This window comes from Rahnella victoriana (assembly GCF_004330295.1).
GTDB lineage: Bacteria > Pseudomonadota > Gammaproteobacteria > Enterobacterales > Enterobacteriaceae > Rahnella > Rahnella victoriana.
In genome coordinates this window covers 141,330-159,027 of sequence record NZ_SJOJ01000007.1, presented here as the reverse complement: position 1 = coordinate 159,027, position 17,698 = coordinate 141,330, and the positions used below count along the sequence as shown (strand labels likewise).

Below are 17,698 nucleotides of genomic sequence, written 5' to 3'. Positions count from 1 at the left end.
AGGTCGGCTCCGTACCGTTCATTGAGCTAAAACGCTGGCATTACTTGGTAATGCGGGTTTCTACATCTTTCAGCGCCTGCGGCACCGTCTGACGGCCATTCACTGCGTTAATGATGGCGCTGCGTTCTGCGTACCAGAAGGCGCTCATCTGCGGGATGTTTGGCATGATTTCGCCGTTCTTCGAGTTCGCCATGGTTGCGGCGATACGCGGATCTTTTTCCAGCTGTTCCTGATAGGTTTTCAACGCCACGGCACCCAGTGGTTTGTCCTTATTCACCACCGCCAGACCTTCGTCGGTGATCAGGTAGTTTTCCAGGAACTCTTTCGCCAGTTCTTTGTTCGGGCTGGCGGCGTTGATCCCGGCAGTCAGCACGCCGACGAACGGTTTAGACGGCTTGCCGTGGAAGCTTGGCAGCAGCGTTACGCCATAGTTGATTTTGCTCTTGTCGAGGTTTGACCACGCCCACGGACCGTCGATGGTCATGGCGGTCTGGCCTTTGTTGAAGGCGGCTTCGGCGATGGAATAATCGGTGTCGGCGTTAATGTGTTTGTTTTTCACCAGATCGATGATGAATTGCAGGCCAGCCTGTGAACCTGCGTTATTCACGCCGGTGTCTTTGATGTTGTATTTGCCGTTTTCATATTTGAAGGCATAACCGCCGTCAGCGGCAATGATTGGCCAGGTGAAGTAGGGTTCCTGCAAGTTCCACATGATGGCGCTCTTGCCTTTGGCGCGCAGCTCTTTGTCCAGCGCCGGGATTTCTTCCCAGGTTTTTGGCGCTTCTTTAATAATGTCTTTGTTGTAAATCAGTGACAGCGCCTCAACCGCGACCGGATAGCCGATCAGCTTGCCGTTGAAGGTGACCGCATCCCAGGTGAACGGGAACAGTTTGTCTTTGAAAGTCTGATCCGGGCTGATTTCAGCCAGCAGGCCGGATTGTGCGTAGCCGCCAAAACGGTCATGCGCCCAGAAGATAATGTCAGGGCCGCCGCCGGTGGCTGCCACTTGCGGGTATTTTTCTTCCAGCTTGTCCGGATGTTCTACCGTGACTTTAATGCCGGTGTCTTTTTCGAATTTCTTACCGACTTCCGCCAGGCCGTTATAGCCCTTGTCACCGTTGATCCAGATGACCAGCTTACCTTCTTCTATTTTGGCAAAAGCGGAAGATGACAACACCAGCGTAGCCAGCGCCGAGAGTGCCAGTGTGTGTTTAACCATTTTCTTAATGCTGAGGGTCATAATCCAATCCTTTTATTTCCTGTGAGGAGTCGGTTTTTCTGCCGTCTGAGACGGAAAAGACAGGGTACGATGCCAGTGTGGATTCAACCCGCCGGTGCTTCATCATCCCCCCCTCTACGCCCCCGCCTCTCAGAGTGTGATCCCGCCGACAGTCTCAGGCGTTATGTGGCTCATCACTCAAAAATATGCTTCGTTTTTTGCCATTCAGATCACGAATTTGATTTTTGGTCTGAACTTTCATCCGGTTGCGGGAAACCGTCATCCTCCCTGCTCCTCCCCCATGAAAAACTTTGTTACGGATGATTACGCTTAACCGCTAATCCTTCACTCTTCGTTGCATTGAGTTTTCTCGCTGGCAGCAAGTACAGGAGTTCAGGATGGCGAGCGTTTCCCTTAACAGCGTGTACAAAGCCTTTGGCGATACTGTGATTTCCAGCGACATCAATCTGGAAATAGAAGAAGGCGAGTTTGTGGTGTTTGTCGGTCCGTCCGGCTGCGGTAAATCCACTCTGCTGCGCATGATTGCCGGTCTGGAGGACATCACGTCCGGCGAGCTGAAGATTGGCGATAAACGCATGAACGAAGTGCCACCGGCCGATCGCGGCATCGGCATGGTGTTCCAGTCTTATGCGCTGTATCCGCATCTGTCTGTCGCAGAAAACATGTCGTTTGGCCTGAAACTGGCCGGGGCGAAAAAAGCTGAAATCAGCCAGCGGGTCAATCAGGTTTCCGAAGTGCTGCAACTGGCGCACCTGCTCGACCGACGCCCGAAAGCCCTGTCCGGCGGACAACGTCAGCGCGTGGCGATTGGCCGTACGCTGGTGGCCGAACCGACGGTGTTCCTGCTCGATGAACCGCTTTCTAACTTAGATGCCGCGCTGCGTGTGCAGATGCGCATTGAGATTTCGCGCCTGCATAAGCGCCTGAAACGCACCATGATTTACGTGACCCACGATCAGGTTGAAGCGATGACGCTGGCCGATAAAATCGTGGTGCTCGATGCCGGACATATCGCCCAGGTCGGTAAGCCGCTCGAGCTGTATCACTATCCTGCCAACCGTTTTGTCGCCGGGTTTATCGGCTCACCAAAAATGAATTTCCTGCCGGTGAAAGTCACCGGTGCTGAACCTGCGCGTGTGCAGGTCGAGTTGCCAAACCGCCAGCAAGTCTGGCTGCCGGTGGAAGGTACTGACGTGAAAGTCGGCAGCAACCTGTCACTGGGTATTCGCCCTGAACACCTTCTGCCCAGCGACGTCGCGGAAGTGACGCTGTCCGGTGAAGTGCAGGTCGTCGAGCAACTGGGTAACGAAACACAGATCCACATCCAAATTCCGGCAATTCGTCAGAACCTGGTGTACCGCCAGAACGACGTGGTGCTGGTAGAAGAAGGTGCAACATTCGCCATCGGTTTGCCGCCACACCGCTGCCATCTGTTCCGTGAAGACGGAACCGCATGTCGCCGGTTACACCCCGAACCTGGTGTTTGAAAGCACGCGATCCCCTACAGGAGAAAATGATGATCACAATGCGTAGTTCTTCCCTGGCGCTGGCAGTGGCTGCTGGCATCCTTTCTACACAAGCAATGGCGGTGGATTTCACAGGTTATGCCCGTTCGGGTATTGGCTGGACCGGCAGCGGCGGCGAACAGCAATGTTTCAAAGCAACGGGCGCAGACAGCAAATACCGTCTCGGTAACGAATGTGAGACCTATGCAGAGTTGAAACTGGGTCAGGAAGTGTGGAAAGAAGGGGATAAGAGCTTCTACTTCGACACCAACGTGGCGTATTCCGTCTCACAACAGAACGACTGGGAGTCAACCGATCCGGCTTTCCGCGAAGCAAACGTGAAGGGTAAAAACCTGATCGAATGGCTGCCGGGTTCCACCATCTGGGCCGGTAAGCGTTTCTACCAACGTCATGACGTTCACATGATCGACTTCTACTACTGGGATATTTCAGGTCCTGGTGCCGGTCTGGAAGATATCGATCTGGGCTTCGGTAAGCTGTCTCTGGCGGCAACCCGTAACACCGAAAGTGGCGGTTCATACGGTTACATCGCCGATCAGCGTGACGAAGTGCCAACCTCCAATGACGTGTTCGACGTGCGTCTGGCAGGTCTGCAAACGAACCCGGGCGGCGTGCTGGAGTTAGGTGTGGATTACGGTCGTGCCAATGCGCGTGACGGTTACACCCTGGCTGACGACGCGACCAAAGACGGTTTCCTGGTCACCGCAGAACATACGCAAAGCATCTATAACGGCTACAACAAATTCGTACTGCAATACGCGTCTGATTCCATGACCGATCCGGGTCAGGGCGCAGCGAACGGCCACTCCAACGGTGCAGCCATCAACAACAACGGCAGCATGGTTCGTGTGCTCGACCACGGTGCGATCGACTTCAACGACACCTGGAGCCTGATGTACGTGGCGATGTATCAGGACGTTGACCGCGATAACAACAATGGCACCACCTGGTACACCGTCGGTGTCCGTCCGATGTACAAATGGACCCCGATCATGAGCACCTTGCTGGAAGTCGGTTACGACAACGTGAAATCCCAGCGTACTGGCGACAAAAACGGTCAGTACAAAGTCACCCTGGCGCAACAATGGCAGGCGGGCGACAGCATCTGGTCACGTCCGGCCATCCGTGTGTTCGCAACCTATGCGAACTGGGATGAGAAATGGGGCTACGACACTGACAGCGGCGCAAGCAATGGCTTAGCAATGAATGACACAAGCACCCGTACCTTCAGCCGTGGTAATGACGACGAAATAACCTTCGGCGCCCAAATGGAAATCTGGTGGTAATTTTTTCCTTCCTCCTTCGCGCTGCCGATGCGTTGGCTGCGCGTCCTCGCCCCGGTCACGTAGTTGTCTACGCTCCCGGGGACTTGGACGCTTGCCGCCTTCCGGCAACCCGAAAGAGTTTGGAAAAATGGCAATGTAAGCTTTAAAAAACGCAGTAAAGAAGATGTGCTGGCTGGCGGATTATCGCTGATGACCGCCAGCCTTCATGGTGATTTCAAAGGAAACAATAATGAAAAAGAATCTGCTGTCACTGTGTCTGTCGCTGAGCCTGTTGGCTGCTGCCCCTGCGGTGGTGAATGCTGCGCAAAATGATGCGAATACGGCACCGGCTATTTCCAGCCAGACCTTACGCAACCTTTCATGGACGCCGCTGGTTCCGCCAGTGACGCAGGATGTGACGCTGGGGACGTCCAGTGTTGAAATCAATCAGGGTGAGATTCAGGGCGCCGTCGGGGCTTTCGCGTTGCCAGCCGACCGGGGTTCGCTTGAAATTACACTGACCAGTATCGCGACCGGTAAAACCGTGTATGCGCCAAATGTTCTGGTGCTGGATGAGCAGATGCGTCCGGCTGCGTTTTACCCTTCCAGCTATTTCCCGTATCAGAAACCGGGCATCGTCTCGAGCGACCGTCTGGAAGGCACACTGAAACTGACACCGGCACTGGGTCAGAAACAAATTTATCTGCTGGTGTACACCACCCGTCAAGATCTGGCAGAAACCACGCAGATGGTCAACCCGGCGAAAGCTTTCGCTGCGGGCGTGGGTAACGCCGTACCGGATATCCCGGATCCGATTGCCCGTCATACCCCGACCGGCACGCTGAGCCTGAAAGTCACCGCCGAGCAGAAAACCGGTAACGTGATGATTGGTCAGATCTTCCCGTCTTCCGCACCAGCCGCCGCTGCACCGGTCGTCGTCGGCAGCACACAAGCGCCTGCGCCTGCCGCAGCACCGGCAAAACCGAGCGAGCCAATGCTCAGCGATTCAGAAACCTACTTCAATGACGCGATTAAGAAAGCGGTGAAAGCCGGGGACGTCGATAAGGCCCTGAAACTGCTGGACGAAGCCGAACGTCTGGGTTCTAAAACTGCCCGTAAAACCTTTATTGAAAGCGTGAAGCACTAACTTCCTACCCTGCAAGTGCAGGAGATAAAGCAGACGGTTTTTAGCTCCTCCCCCTGCGAAGGGGGAGGCAGGGAGGGGGTTTTAATGACTAACACCTTGTTAAATCACACTTTAACTTCTTGATTTTGACCTTAATACCCCACCCCAGCCCTCCCCTTCGCAGGGGAGGGAGCCGCCCGAGTTTTATTTTCCCCGTACCCTGATTTTTCGCTCAATAAACGTCATCGTTTCCTGATCAAAATACCGGCTCGGCCAGATAAGCGAAGGTTGTACACCAATGGCCTGAGCAATCAGCATTTCGCCTTTTGGCCATGGGCGGGAAAGGGCATTCGAAAGCGTCGATGAACTCAGGCCAGCCGCACGTGAGACGGCTGCCAGCGTGGTGCCCTTCTTGCGCAATGCAGCAATAATGTCGGCCGGATGCCAGTCGTGACTAGTCATAATTGAATGCTCCTGATAAAGACTGAACAGGAACGAGATAGGGCAGGAAAGTAGGGTTGTGTGGCAGTTTCATTGATACATCTCCTTGTAGTCGTGACGACTATCACCGGAGGTGCAAATCTCATGGTGATAGCTCAGACAGGGTTTGCACTACCGGCCTACAAGGACACCGGCCTGACCGAAGTCAGCCCTGCCTGAGCCACCATTGATATTGTGAGTACAGTATTTATACTGCGCAAACAATAGGTGTGCACAAGCATTGACACTCAATGCATATCATCAAGTGCGCCCTTATAGTTTCCGGGGTGCAAATCCCGGCCACGGATTTTTCCGCAGCGGCGCGACTATAGCGTAAATAGGCGTCTTAAACCAACCAGCTAAGTGGCGTATTGGGAGTTGCTTTCCAGAGAAATTTTAGTTGTTGCAGTGAGTTGCAGTGTATCTCTCTCCCCTTCGCAGGTGAGGGAGCCGCCCGAGTTTTATTCACTCCGCCTATTTGTTACCCTGTTGTTAATTCATTCAACGGGGGATGTATGGCGTCTGCAAACTGGGTCGACTTATCGAAAGATAAAGACAGCGGGATCGAAATGATCCACGCCCATTTCGAAGGCCATGCGTACGATCCTCACTGGCATGACAGCTATCTGGTCGGCGTTACCCAGTACGGTTTGCAGCAGTTCAGTTGCCGCCGCCAGAAGCACCAGAGTTTGCCGGGCAAAGTCTTTGTAGTCGGTTTTTAGCTCCTCCCCCTGCGAAGGGGGAGGCAGGGAGGGGGTTTAGCAAACCATAAAATAGTCGATGTTTACGCATTGCGATCTGACCTTAATACCCCACCCCAGCCCTCCCCTTCGCAGGGGAGGGAGCCGCCCGAGTTTTATTCACTCCGCCTATTTGTTACCCTGTTGTTAATTCATTCAGCGGGGGATGTATGGCGTCTGCAAACTGGGTCGACTTATCGAAAGATAAAGACAGCGGGATCGAAACGATCCACGCCCATTTCGAAGGCCATGCGTACGATCCTCACTGGCATGACAGCTATCTGGTCGGCGTTACCCAGTACGGTTTGCAGCAGTTCAGTTGCCGCCGCCAGAAGCACCAGAGTTTGCCGGGCAAAGTCTTTATGCTCGAGCCGGGTGAAATTCATGACGGCGATGCCGTGCAGCCTGGCGGTTTTACCTATCACATGCTGTATCTCGATCCGCAATGGCTGAACCGTGAACTGGCGGCGCGGCGCGATTCGCTGTCTTCTGCCGGTGACCCGAGTTTCGAAAATACCTTAGCGCAGGATCCGCAACTGGCGCAGGCGACCTCGCGGGCGTTTCAGGCGCTGCACGGTAAAGAGCTGCGCATTGTGCGCCAGACTGCGCTCGACGGCTTGCTCAGTGCGCTGGGCGGGCATCTCACCTGGCAACCGCCGCGGCTTCTGGGGGATGCGCCCTGGTCGCGGGTGGCGCATCAGGCGCGGGAATATCTGCATGCGCATCTGCATGAAGACGTCGGCCTCGAACAACTGGCGGCGGCAACCGGTGAAAGCCGTTTTGTGGTCAGCCGTGCGTTTAAAGCCGAATTCGGATTGCCGCCGCACGCCTATCTTATTCAGCTGAAACTGACCCGCGCCCGCGAAGGGCTGGCGCTCGGGCGTACGCCGGCTGCCGTGGCCGCCGATTTAGGGTTTGCCGATCAGAGCCATCTCGGGCGCTGGTTCCGCCGTGCGTATCAGCTCACGCCAGCGCATTACCGGCGTCTGTGCACAAATCTTCCAGATTAAGAAAAAGTGACGGGTTAAGCTCAGATTTCAACTGAACCGGAGCCTGTCATCATGAATACCCCTGCAACCCTTCTTCCCTCATCCCCTGAACGCTGCGTGATTGTGATCAATCAGCAACTTGCCGCAGGACATGCCGCCAATGCCGCCGCCGTACTGGCGCTGACGCTCGGACAGCGCCATCCCGCGCTGGTGGGCGAGCCGCTGATTGATGCTGATAACCGCACCCATCCGGGGCTGATCCCGATTGGTATCAGCGTTCTGGTTGCCGACAGCGAACAACTCACGCAACTTCATCAGCATCTGCTTAATGATGAGGAAATGGACGGCATTATTTTCCCGGTCGAAGGCCAGCAAACCACCGATTACGCCGCTTTTCGCGAGGCCGTGTCGGTTGTGCCGACGGACAATCTGCAACTGCTGGGCATCGCGCTGGCGGGCAAAAAGAAAGTGGTGCGCAAACTGACCGGCAAACTGGGATTGCTGGGCTGATGACTGTCATTTAACCCGATAAGCCTGAAATAATTTTCGTCGGTTCCTGCCTTTCCGGTAAAGTGTGGAGCGTAAAACTCGCAGAGGAAGGGACTGATGGAATACAGATTCAAGCGCATGGCATCACCGGTCGGGCAGCTGACACTGGCAGCGAAAGGCGACAAACTGACGGCGATTTTGTGGGAATGTGAAATCGACGGTCGTGTGCCGTTAGGCGAGATGCTTGAAGACCCGGCGTTTCCAATCCTGCTGAAAACCGAGCAACAGCTGAACGAATATTTTGCAGGCGAACGTACCTGTTTTGAACTGGAACTCGATTTCACCGGCACCGCATTCCAGAAGGAAGTCTGGGCGGCGTTGCTGGAAATTCCTTTTGGTGAAACGCGCAGTTATAGCGATATCGCCCGCCGGATCGGCCGCCCGAAAGCCGTTCGCGCAGTCGGTGCCGCCAATGGCCGTAACCCGATTTCCATTGTCGCACCGTGTCACCGTGTGATTGGCGCTTCCGGTAAGTTAACCGGCTTTGCCGGGGGGCTGGATAACAAGGCATTGCTGCTGAAGCTGGAAGGTCGCAAATCGTAGGGTCTTTATTGAGGAAATAAATTTCTTGATGTCCGCTTGTCAGTCGATGCATAGTCAAAAAATAAGCAGTAAATAAAAAAGACAACATCACTTACAGACGGAGTTTTACCTTAATGGATCAGATTCAATCCCTCGAACAGTTCTTATCCTCAGTGCAACAACGCGACCCGCATCAGGTCGAATTCTCTCAGGCCGTACGTGAAGTTATGACCACGCTATGGCCTTTCCTCGAACAACATCCGCAATACCGCCGTTCTGCGTTACTCGAGCGTCTGGTGGAGCCGGAGCGTGTCATTCAGTTCCGCATCGCGTGGGTGGATGACAAAAATCAGGTGCAGGTGAACCGTGGCTGGCGCGTGCAGTTCAGCTCGGCCATCGGCCCGTATAAAGGCGGGATGCGTTTCCATCCGTCGGTCAATTTATCGATTCTTAAATTCCTCGGTTTCGAACAAACCTTCAAAAATGCGCTGACCACGTTGCCGATGGGCGGCGGGAAGGGCGGCAGTGATTTCAATCCGAAGGGCAAAAGCGAAGGCGAGATCATGCGTTTCTGTCAGGCGCTGATGCTGGAACTTTATCGCCATCTCGGGCCGGATACCGATGTGCCTGCGGGCGATATCGGTGTCGGCGGGCGTGAAGTCGGCTATATGGCGGGGATGATGAAAAAGCTCTCCAACAACACCGCCAGCGTATTCACCGGCAAAGGGCTGTCGTTCGGCGGCAGCCTGATCCGCCCGGAAGCCACCGGTTACGGCCTGATCTATTTCACTGAATCGATGCTCAAACGCCATGGTCTGGATTTCGAAGGCATGCGCGTGGCGGTTTCCGGATCCGGTAACGTCGCGCAATACGCGATTGAAAAAGCCATGTCACTGGGCGCACGGGTCATTACTGCCTCAGACTCCAATGGCACCGTGGTGGATGAAGCCGGTTTTACGACAGAAAAACTGGCGCTGCTGACCGAAATCAAAGCCAGCCGCGATGGCCGCGTAGCCGATTATGCCCAAAAACTCGGCCTGACCTATCTCGAAGGCCAGCAGCCGTGGAACGTGCCGGTGGATATCGCGCTGCCCTGTGCGACACAAAATGAACTGGATGCCTCTGCGGCACGCGTGCTGATCGCCAACGGTGTGAAAGCGGTGGCGGAAGGCGCAAACATGCCGACCACGATTGAAGCAACCGATCTGTTTACCGACGCAGGCGTGTTGTTCGCGCCGGGTAAAGCGGCGAATGCCGGTGGCGTGGCCACGTCCGGCCTGGAGATGGCGCAGAACGCTGCACGTCTGAGCTGGAAAGCCGACGAAGTGGATGCGCGTCTGCGTCACATCATGCTGGATATCCACCATTCCTGCGTGGAGTTCGGGGGTGAAGGCAAACAGACCCAGTATGTGCGCGGGGCCAATATCGCCGGTTTCGTGAAAGTCGCCGATGCCATGCTGGCGCAGGGCGTGTTGTAATCCGGATTCAGGTTTCAGAAACAACAAAGCCACCTTTGCAGGTGGCTTTTTTATGCGATCAGCATACTCAGAAGTGCGTATTCAGGCTCATGTAGAACGTGCGGCCCGGTTCGTTGTAGGTGGCTGCGCCTGCGCCATACATATAGGCGCCGGTGGTGGCGTTACCCACAGTCTGGGCGTTACCTGCACGGAACTGGCGTTTGTCGAAGACGTTATCGATACCCGCCGTGACGCTGACATTTTTGGTCGCGGTGTAGGTGCCGCTCATGCCGACCACGGAATACGGGCTGACTTCATTCTTCTCGCTGCCGGTAACGGCTTCACCCTTGTAGTTGTATTTCTTCGGCTTCTGACGGCCATACCAGGTCAGGGTGGATTGCAGGGAGAGATCTTCCGTTGCCTGCCAGCTCAGCGTGGAGTTGATGGTAAATTCAGGGATGATCGACAGGTAATCGCCGGTCTCTTTGTTTTTACTTTCAATCATGTAGGTGCCGTTGTTATTCCAGGAAACGGTGCTGCTGACCGGAATGTTGAGCGTGCCTTCCAGGCCCTGTACCACGGCTTTCGGCACGTTTTCCCATTTATACACGTCGGTGGTGCCGGTGGAAGAAGTGCCGGCCGGCAGGTAGCCGGATTCGATTTTGTTACGGTAATCGTTGCGGAAATAGGTCACGCCCGCCTGATAACCGTTACGGTGGAATTCCAGCCCGATCTCTTTGTTGATGCTGGTTTCGGCATCCAGATCTTTATTCCCCACCAGATAGCAGCCGCCGCCGCTGGCCGCACAACCCTGACCTTTACTGTACAGCACGTAGTTCGGGTTGGTTTGATACAGGCTCGGCGCTTTATAGGCGCGGGCGATGCCCATTTTCAGCGTGAAATCGTCACCCAGTTCCTGCGACAGGTTGAGGGACGGACTCCAGTTATTGCCGACAATGGAGTGGTGATCGAAACGCAGTCCCGGCACCAGCATGGTGCTGTCGGTCAGCTCAATGTTGTCTTCAGCAAACAGCGAGAAAATCTCCGCCTGCGAATACGGGCTGCGGTCGGTACTGTCGATACCGTCAATCGCGCCGCCGAGCATGGCCTGCGTATTAGAAGACGGATCTTTCATCTTCTGCTGGTTCCATTCGGTACCGAATGTGGCGGTTTGCGGCACGCCGAGTTCGAACGGTACGCTGACTTCGCTGTGCGCGAGAATATCGCCCAGCGCGATGGTGTTGAAGTCTTCGTCTGAGAAGATGCCTTCGGTACCGCCCGCCAGCCCTTCATCCATGCGCGAGTTACGGGTTTTCTCATACTGCACATAGTTGTTGGTGGTCACGCCGTTATCCCACGCGCCTTTGTAGGTCACCGAGTAAGACTGGCGGTAAATGCGGTTGGTTTCCTTGCCGTACATGCTTTTCACCAGCGCACTGGTGTTGGTGTTTTGCGTGTCGCCCGCATACAGGTTGCCCTGACGGCTGTTGGACACTTCAAATTCCAGCGACTGCATTCGGGCGAAATCCCAGTGCAGCAGGGCATCGATGTTTTTATCGATCACACCTTCACGGCCTGCCGGTACGGTGTCGGCATAGGTGCCGGTACGTTCGGACTGATGACCGTCGTTGATGTACTGCGCGTCGGCCTGCGTTTTGCTGTAGCCACCGAACAGACGGAAACTGAACTGATCGTTGAGCGGGCCGGAGAGGCTGAAGTCGGTACGTTTGGTCGAGCCTTCGTCTTTATGCTGCGGCGCGTTCAGGTAGGTATTCCAGGAACCGTGCCACTCCTGCGTGTCTTTTTTGGTGATGATGTTCACCACGCCACCTGCAGCGCCGTTGCCGTAACGGGCGGCTGCCGGGCCACGGATCACCTCGATGCGCTCGATCATATCCGGCGGAACCCAGCTGGTGTCGCCACGGGTATCGCGCTCGCCACGCCAGCCCTGACGCACCGAGTTGCGGCTGTTTACCGGCTTACCGTCGATCAGCACCAGGGTGTTTTCCGGGCCCATGCCACGGATGTCGATCTGGCGGTTATTACCGCGCTGGCCGCTGGTGGAGTTGCCGGTCAGGTTGACGCCGGGCATGGTGCGGATCAGTTCGTTGATGTCGCGTGCCGGAGGGCGTTTCTGGATTTCGTCGGAAGTGATGGTCGATACACCGGGAGCCTGAAGGTTTTGTTGTGCGGCGGTGATTACCAGCGTATCGCCGGTGTCTTTCGTGGCGTCTTCGGTGGTCTGGCTGGCTTCTGCTGTGTCGGTTGCGGAAGTTTCAGCTGCGCTGGCGGGTAAAGTGAGCGCCGATCCCAGCCCGATTAAGGTTGCCAGAGAATAGTGTGGTAGCCTGCTTTTCATATTGGATTCTGCCCTGAAATCCATCCTTTCCTGCAATATCGTCTCAATGAACAGGAGGATGGCCTGTTGTATGTGTATTTTTTATCGTCCCGTTTTACGGGCGGTTACACACTATTGCAATTGAAAATAATTATCAATACGATTCCCATTCCTTATTTGTTGGGATTGTGTAAAGGCTCCGACAGGGAGTGTCTGTTCTTCACGATGTAAAAGGCGGCAAAGCGAAAAAATGATGAAATCCTCGTCTGCGGAAAAACCGACCGCACAGACCCTCTTATCCGCCGGTGATGCGGGCAGCGCGGCGTGGTGGAATGAAATTAACACGCAGGGATCGCCGTGGATCGAACGGCCGGTCGATGGCCTGTGCAACGTGACGTTCTTCTGGCGGGATCCGCAAGGCAGTGAGGCGACATCGGATTTCCAGCGCGTGTGGATCAACATCAACGGCATCACCGATCATCATCAGCCGAAGCCGCCGCAGAGTTTGCAACGGCTGGCGGGCACAGACGTCTGGTTCCTGCATATCGCGTTGCGTTCCGGCTGGCGCGGCAGCTACAGCCTGATCCCACGGACGGAAACGGGGGGCGAGTTCCCGCAGGATCCTGATGCGTATACCGCGATGCTGGCGGCACGCGACTGGTGGAAGGATATGTTCGCCCATGCGATCCACGATCCGCTCAATCTGAATCATCCGTGGCCGGGAGCAAAATCTCACGCGCTGTCGCCTTTGCATATGCCCGATGCCATGCCGCAACCCGCCTGGCGCGAGTTTGATCTGCACGGCGCTCAACCGCCGCAGGCACCGGCAAAACTGCAAATCTATCAGTGGAACAGCGCGCGTCTGGGAAACCGGCGCAAGGTCTGGATTTACACCACCGGTGACAGTCAGGATCTGGCGTCGCGCCCGCTGGCATTACTGCTCGACGGCCAGTTCTGGGCGCAGCAGATGCCGGTCTGGCAGCCGCTGATGCAACTGACGCAGGAGGGCAGCCTGCCGCAGGCGGTCTACGTTCTGATCGACGTGATTGATACGCAAACCCGCAGCCGCGAACTGACCTGTAATGCGGATTTCTGGCAGGCGATACAGGAGGAATTATTGCCCGCCGTGGCCGCGCTCGCGCCGCACAGTGACAGCGCGGACAAAACGGTGGTGGCTGGGCAGAGTTTCGGCGGCCTTTCGTCGCTGTATGCCGGTTTACACTGGCCGCAGCGGTTCGGTTGCGTGCTCAGTCAGTCCGGCTCTTTCTGGTGGCCGCGACGCAATAAAGCGCAGCAGGAGGAACATCCTGACGACGCCGATCTGTTATTGCGTGAGGTGAGCAACGGGCTGGGCGCGGCCAGCCATCTGAAAATTTTCATGGAGGCGGGCAGCAATGAGCGGCTGATTTATCAGGTGAATAACCAGATGGAGGAGCTGCTGGGTCGCACCGGAAACAGCGTGCGTTATCGGGTGGTGGATGCCGGTCATGACGCGCTCAGCTGGCGCGGCGGTTTACTCGATGGCCTTCAATGTCTGTGGAATGAAGCGCCATCGGGCGCCGGAGATTCAGCCGTTACCCAGCGGGATGATTAACGGCGTATGCGAAACCGGGCAGTCGATAATGGCGCAGCGCAGCCCGAAAACCTGTTCGATCAGCGCCGGTGTGACGATATCCGCCGGTGCGCCCTCCGCCAGTATTTTGCCATCGCGCATAGCAATCAGGTGTCCGGCGTAACGGCACGCCTGATTCAGGTCGTGTAACACCACCACCAGCGTGCGGCCATTTTCCTGATTCAGACGACACATCAGTTCCATCAAATCAATCTGATGGGCAATATCCAGCCAGGTCGTCGGCTCATCCAGCAGAAGCAGCGGCGTTTGTTGTGCCAGCACCATGGCGATCCACACCCGCTGGCGCTGGCCGCCGGAAAGCGAATTAACGGTGCTTTCCGCCAGGTCAGCGACGCCGGTGGCGCGCATGGCCTCGCTGACCGCCAGCGTATCCTGTGCCGTCCAGCGGCGGAACAGGCTCTGATGCGGGTAACGCCCGCGAGCCACCAGATCCGCCACGCTGATATCGCCCGGTGCCGTTGAGCTTTGCGGCAGCAGGCCGAGGCGTTTCGCCACGTCCCGGGTGCCGTAATCGCCAATCAGCTTACCGTCGAGAAATACCGCGCCGGATTGCGGCTGCATCAGGCGGCTGAGCGTGCGTAATAGCGTGGATTTGCCGCAGGCATTCGGCCCGATAATCACCGTCAGCTTGCCCTGCGGAATGGACACAGAGAGGTCGCGGGCGACGATTTTTTTATCGTAGCCCAGCGTCAGATCTTCCGCGTACAACGGTGAAGCGTGTTCAGTATTCATGAGCGTCGTGACTCCCGGATGAGCAACCCAATCAGATAAATGCCGCCGAGACTGACGGTCAGCACGCCCACAGGTAACTGATAGGGCAGGAACAGCCGTTGTGCGGTGACATCGGCGGCCAGCAACAGCAGGGCGCCGGTCAGTGCGGCGAAGAACAACGCATGTTGCTGGCTGGCGCACAGGCGGCGTGAAATCTGCGGTGAGACCAGCGCTATAAAGGAGATCGGCCCGGCCAGCGCGGTGGCAGCGGCGGTCAGCGCCACACCCGCCAGCATCAGCAGCAGGCGGGAACGCTCAACCGGAACGCCCAGCGCACAGGCGGCATCATCGCCCATTTCCAGCAGCCGCATCGGCGCGGATAAGCAACGCGCCAGAATGCAGGCGGCGACGATCATCCCCGCCACCGGCAGGCTTTTCTCCCATGTGATGCCGTTAAGCGAACCGGCATTCCACAAGCCAGCCGTCAGTGCCGACTCCAGCGAGGCGTGAATAATCAGCCAGGTATTGGCTGCAATCAGCAACGCGCGTACGCCGATACCGACAATAATCAGGCGGAAGGTTTCGACGCCCTGACGCCATGCCAGCGCGTAAACCACCAGCGCGGTCAGTACGCCACCCGCCATCGCGCCGGACACGGTTTCGCCTGCGCCGCCGTTAAACAACACGATGACCAGCAGAACACCGGTATACGCGCCGGTGTTAAAACCGATAACGTCCGGGCTGCCCAGCGGATTGCGCAGCAGCGACTGGAAAATCGCGCCGCTGACACCGAGCGCGGCACCGAGCACCATCGCCATCACCACGCGTGGCAGACGCCATTGGGTGACAATAATGCTCAGGTTTTTCGGCCCGTCGCCGAGCAGGGCAGAGATTACCTGCGACGGGGTCAGCGCGAGTGTGCCGCTCCCCAGCGCGTAAATCGCCAGTAAAATCAGGCACAACACCAGCCCGCAGGCGGTCAGAAACGGGCGCGACAACAGCACAGGTTTTTTCAGCGGGCGAGGTGTTGTCAGGATCTGGCTCATGATTAACCTCTGCGTAATCCGCCGGGACGGCGTACAAGGAAAATAAGCACCGGCGCGCCGATAAAGGCCACCACCACGGAAACCCGTAATTCGCCGGTCACCAGAAAACGTCCGGCGATATCCGCCGCCAGCAGCAATGTCGGCGTTAACACCAGCGTCCACAGCAGCATCCAGCGTGGATCCGCGCGACAGATCCAGCGCGCTATGTGCGGCACCATCAGGCCGACAAAGGCGATCGGCCCCACGGCGGCCGTCGCACTGCCGCACAATAGGGTAATCGCCAGTAATCCCAGCAACTGCGTGGTGGCGATTTTGGTACCCAGCGCCGTCGCCAGTTCGCTGCCCATCGACAGATTATTCAGCGCGCGGGTCATCAGTAAGCTCAGAACAACAGCAAAAATCACCGGCGGCGTGACGGTGTTGATCACCGCGATGTTACGGATATCCAGCGAGCCGGCCTGCCAGAATCGCAACTGGTCGTAGACGGTCGGGTTGAGCAGGGAAATCCCTGAAGACATGCCTTCCAGCACCGCGCCGAGCGCGACGCCCGCGAGGGTCAGGCGTACCGGATCCAGTTTTCCGCGCCCCAGCGCCCCGATCATGGCGACCAGTAATGTCGCCAGCAGGGCACCGGCAAAAGCGAACCACAGATAATGGCTGACATCCGTTGCGCCAAAGAAGGCTATCCCGATAACCACCGCGAAGGCGGCACCGGCGTTGACGCCGAGAATGCCGGGATCGGCCAGCGGATTGCGGGTGAGGATCTGCATCAGCGCGCCCGATAGTCCGAGCGCCATGCCGGCCAGTAAACCGGCCAGCGTGCGCGGTACACGGGCATCCGTGACGATCATGCAATCCGCGCCCGTACACTGACCGTGCAGCGCGGAGATGACGGTGCTGAGCGGCAGTGATTTTTCACCCAGCACCAGACTCAGCGCCATCATCAGGCAGAGCAGCAACAGCGCAAAACACAGCGTCGTAAGATTTTTTATTGAGCGGGGCATCAGTGCGTAACGAACAATTTTTCAAGCTGATTCAGCATATTGCTGGCGCTGTAATAATCGAGCCTGAAGGTGTCATCGCCCATCGCATACACCCGCCCCGCCTGCACGGCGGGTAACGTCGCCAGAAAGGGATTGGTCAGCAGACGCTGTGCATCGGCCTGATTCGCGGAGAATAACAGCAGCGTCTGGCCGTTCATTGCATCCGGCATTTTTTCACCGGCAAGCTGGATGATGTCATGGCGTTTACCCTGACTGTAGCTGGCGGCAAGATTCAGCGGAACCGGCGCGAGGGTAAACCCCAGTTGCTGGAGGAGCTGACCTTGTGGCGAAACCGGCGTCCAGAGATTGGCACTTTTGCCATCAGATCCGTATACCAGCGCGGAGACCGGCTGCGGCGGCAGTGTTATGGCCTTTTTCACCTGCGCTTCACGTTGTGAAAACTGTGCAATGACGCTGGCGGCATCGGCTTCTTTACCTGTCGCCTGACCTAATTCGGTGGCGAGTTCCTGCCAGCTTTTATCGTCGTAATTGACCACCATGACCGGCGCAATGGCCGACAGCTGATCATAGAGTTTCAGGGCTGAATCGCCGCCGGTGGCCGCGATAATAATGAGATCAGGTGCCTCACCGGCAATGGCTTCGGCATTGGGTTCACCGATATAGAGCCGCTGCACGCCGCGCTGTTTCGCAATATCGCCCCACTGGCGGAAAAAGCCCTGCGCGTCGGAAACATGATTATTTGGCGCGGTGGCTCCGCTGGCGATGACCGGCGCATGAATCGCCAGCAATGTCCCGGTGACGGTCACGCTGGTTGAGACAATACGCTGAGGCGGTTGTTGTAACGTGATGCTGCCCTTCGGGGTCATGATCTTACGCGGCCAGCCATCTGCGAAAACCTGCGTGGTGAACATCAGTGATAAAAGCAGTGCCACTGTCCCTGAAAAACGACGAAAACCGGCCCTTGTCATTGGATCCATTCCTGAATTTTTAATGTTAATGGTTATCATTATTATATCTGGCGGGGGTAAGGTCAATCGCAGAGGGACGGCAAAACGTTGCCCGGACACTGGCC

Annotated in this window: 15 protein-coding genes and 1 pseudogene; 9 read left to right on the top strand and 7 right to left on the bottom strand. The window is 56.6% G+C overall.

What is annotated here, in order from left to right:
• Positions 1 to 40: 40 nt before the first annotated feature.
• Entirely contained in the window at positions 41 to 1,240 is a 1,200-nt protein-coding gene (gene malE, locus EYY67_RS08255) for a maltose/maltodextrin ABC transporter substrate-binding protein MalE (protein ID WP_095923606.1), read from the bottom strand.
• 377 nt (positions 1,241 to 1,617) lie between these two features.
• Here malE and malK point away from each other — a divergent pair, with 377 nt between their 5' ends.
• The 3 genes from malK to malM all read left to right on the top strand — a co-directional run bounded on the left by malK (position 1,618) and on the right by malM (position 5,178).
• Positions 1,618 to 2,727 carry a maltose/maltodextrin ABC transporter ATP-binding protein MalK gene (gene malK / locus EYY67_RS08250; protein WP_095923605.1) on the top strand — a complete coding sequence of 370 codons (1,110 nt, stop codon included), beginning with the start codon at positions 1,618 to 1,620 and terminating at the stop codon, positions 2,725 to 2,727.
• Between the two features lie 26 nt (positions 2,728 to 2,753).
• Positions 2,754 to 4,052, top strand: a complete 1,299-nt coding sequence (locus EYY67_RS08245; protein WP_165497954.1) for a maltoporin — start codon at positions 2,754 to 2,756, stop codon at positions 4,050 to 4,052.
• A 229-nt stretch (positions 4,053 to 4,281) separates the two neighbouring features.
• Positions 4,282 to 5,178 carry a maltose operon protein MalM gene (malM, locus tag EYY67_RS08235; protein ID WP_095923603.1) on the top strand — a complete coding sequence of 299 codons (897 nt, stop codon included), beginning with the start codon at positions 4,282 to 4,284 and terminating at the stop codon, positions 5,176 to 5,178.
• Between the two features lie 183 nt (positions 5,179 to 5,361).
• On the opposite strand, the gene EYY67_RS08230 is transcribed toward malM, so the two are convergent.
• Positions 5,362 to 5,619 carry a helix-turn-helix domain-containing protein gene (locus EYY67_RS08230; RefSeq protein ID WP_119823331.1) on the bottom strand — a complete coding sequence of 86 codons (258 nt, stop codon included), beginning with the start codon at positions 5,617 to 5,619 and terminating at the stop codon, positions 5,362 to 5,364.
• Positions 5,620 to 6,152: 533 nt separating this feature from the next.
• Between EYY67_RS08230 and EYY67_RS08225 the strand changes: the two are divergent.
• The 5 genes and pseudogenes from EYY67_RS08225 to gdhA all read left to right on the top strand — a co-directional run.
• Positions 6,153 to 6,350, top strand: a pseudogene (locus EYY67_RS08225) (AraC family ligand binding domain-containing protein); the annotation flags it as partial.
• Between the two features lie 197 nt (positions 6,351 to 6,547).
• Entirely contained in the window at positions 6,548 to 7,387 is an 840-nt protein-coding gene (locus tag EYY67_RS08220; protein ID WP_095923602.1) for an AraC family transcriptional regulator, read from the top strand.
• Positions 7,388 to 7,438: 51 nt separating this feature from the next.
• Positions 7,439 to 7,876, top strand: coding sequence for a DUF2000 domain-containing protein (locus EYY67_RS08215; RefSeq protein ID WP_131693287.1), 438 nt, complete (start codon positions 7,439 to 7,441; stop codon positions 7,874 to 7,876).
• Between the two features lie 96 nt (positions 7,877 to 7,972).
• The gene (locus EYY67_RS08210; protein WP_131693286.1) at positions 7,973 to 8,458 is read left to right on the top strand and encodes a methylated-DNA--[protein]-cysteine S-methyltransferase; all 486 of its coding nucleotides are present in this window, start codon (positions 7,973 to 7,975) and stop codon (positions 8,456 to 8,458) included.
• Between the two features lie 113 nt (positions 8,459 to 8,571).
• On the top strand, positions 8,572 to 9,915 hold the full coding sequence (gene gdhA / locus EYY67_RS08205; RefSeq protein ID WP_095923598.1) for an NADP-specific glutamate dehydrogenase: 1,344 nt from the start codon (positions 8,572 to 8,574) through the stop codon (positions 9,913 to 9,915).
• A 67-nt stretch (positions 9,916 to 9,982) separates the two neighbouring features.
• Here the strand turns inward: gdhA and EYY67_RS08200 are convergent, their stop codons facing one another.
• Positions 9,983 to 12,253: a TonB-dependent siderophore receptor gene (locus EYY67_RS08200; RefSeq protein WP_119823468.1), complete on the bottom strand. Its 2,271-nt coding sequence runs from the start codon at positions 12,251 to 12,253 to the stop codon at positions 9,983 to 9,985.
• A 232-nt stretch (positions 12,254 to 12,485) separates the two neighbouring features.
• Between EYY67_RS08200 and fes the strand changes: the two genes are divergently transcribed.
• Positions 12,486 to 13,826, top strand: coding sequence for an enterochelin esterase (gene fes, locus EYY67_RS08195; RefSeq protein WP_131693302.1), 1,341 nt, complete (start codon positions 12,486 to 12,488; stop codon positions 13,824 to 13,826).
• Here the strand turns inward: fes and EYY67_RS08190 are convergent.
• From EYY67_RS08190 to fepB, 4 genes are read right to left on the bottom strand one after another with little or no spacing between them, the layout of a single operon-like run.
• Positions 13,800 to 14,597: an ATP-binding cassette domain-containing protein gene (locus EYY67_RS08190; RefSeq protein WP_131693285.1), complete on the bottom strand. Its 798-nt coding sequence runs from the start codon at positions 14,595 to 14,597 to the stop codon at positions 13,800 to 13,802. The two genes, fes and EYY67_RS08190, sit on opposite strands and share 27 nt — an antisense overlap.
• Positions 14,594 to 15,622 (bottom strand): iron-enterobactin ABC transporter permease, encoded by a 1,029-nt coding sequence (gene fepG / locus EYY67_RS08185; RefSeq protein WP_131693284.1) that lies wholly within the window; start codon positions 15,620 to 15,622, stop codon positions 14,594 to 14,596. The genes EYY67_RS08190 and fepG overlap by 4 nt, the downstream gene beginning before the upstream one ends.
• A 2-nt stretch (positions 15,623 to 15,624) precedes the next feature.
• Positions 15,625 to 16,626: a Fe(3+)-siderophore ABC transporter permease gene (fepD, locus tag EYY67_RS08180; protein ID WP_131693283.1), complete on the bottom strand. Its 1,002-nt coding sequence runs from the start codon at positions 16,624 to 16,626 to the stop codon at positions 15,625 to 15,627.
• A complete protein-coding gene (gene fepB, locus EYY67_RS08175) occupies positions 16,626 to 17,594 on the bottom strand; it encodes a Fe2+-enterobactin ABC transporter substrate-binding protein (protein ID WP_131693282.1) in 969 nt (322 codons plus the stop codon). Before fepB ends, fepD begins: the two co-directional genes overlap by 1 nt.
• Positions 17,595 to 17,698: the final 104 nt, after the last annotated feature.

Coding starts and splice junctions, on each gene's coding strand:
- malE (WP_095923606.1), bottom strand. CDS start 1,240: ATGACCCTCAGCATTAAGAAAATGGTTAAACACACACTGGCACTCTCG.
- malK (WP_095923605.1), top strand. CDS start 1,618: ATGGCGAGCGTTTCCCTTAACAGCGTGTACAAAGCCTTTGGCGATACT.
- EYY67_RS08245 (WP_165497954.1), top strand. CDS start 2,754: ATGATGATCACAATGCGTAGTTCTTCCCTGGCGCTGGCAGTGGCTGCT.
- malM (WP_095923603.1), top strand. CDS start 4,282: ATGAAAAAGAATCTGCTGTCACTGTGTCTGTCGCTGAGCCTGTTGGCT.
- EYY67_RS08230 (WP_119823331.1), bottom strand. CDS start 5,619: ATGACTAGTCACGACTGGCATCCGGCCGACATTATTGCTGCATTGCGC.
- EYY67_RS08220 (WP_095923602.1), top strand. CDS start 6,548: ATGGCGTCTGCAAACTGGGTCGACTTATCGAAAGATAAAGACAGCGGG.
- EYY67_RS08215 (WP_131693287.1), top strand. CDS start 7,439: ATGAATACCCCTGCAACCCTTCTTCCCTCATCCCCTGAACGCTGCGTG.
- EYY67_RS08210 (WP_131693286.1), top strand. CDS start 7,973: ATGGAATACAGATTCAAGCGCATGGCATCACCGGTCGGGCAGCTGACA.
- gdhA (WP_095923598.1), top strand. CDS start 8,572: ATGGATCAGATTCAATCCCTCGAACAGTTCTTATCCTCAGTGCAACAA.
- EYY67_RS08200 (WP_119823468.1), bottom strand. CDS start 12,253: ATGAAAAGCAGGCTACCACACTATTCTCTGGCAACCTTAATCGGGCTG.
- fes (WP_131693302.1), top strand. CDS start 12,486: ATGAAATCCTCGTCTGCGGAAAAACCGACCGCACAGACCCTCTTATCC.
- EYY67_RS08190 (WP_131693285.1), bottom strand. CDS start 14,597: ATGAATACTGAACACGCTTCACCGTTGTACGCGGAAGATCTGACGCTG.
- fepG (WP_131693284.1), bottom strand. CDS start 15,622: ATGAGCCAGATCCTGACAACACCTCGCCCGCTGAAAAAACCTGTGCTG.
- fepD (WP_131693283.1), bottom strand. CDS start 16,626: ATGCCCCGCTCAATAAAAAATCTTACGACGCTGTGTTTTGCGCTGTTG.
- fepB (WP_131693282.1), bottom strand. CDS start 17,594: ATGACAAGGGCCGGTTTTCGTCGTTTTTCAGGGACAGTGGCACTGCTT.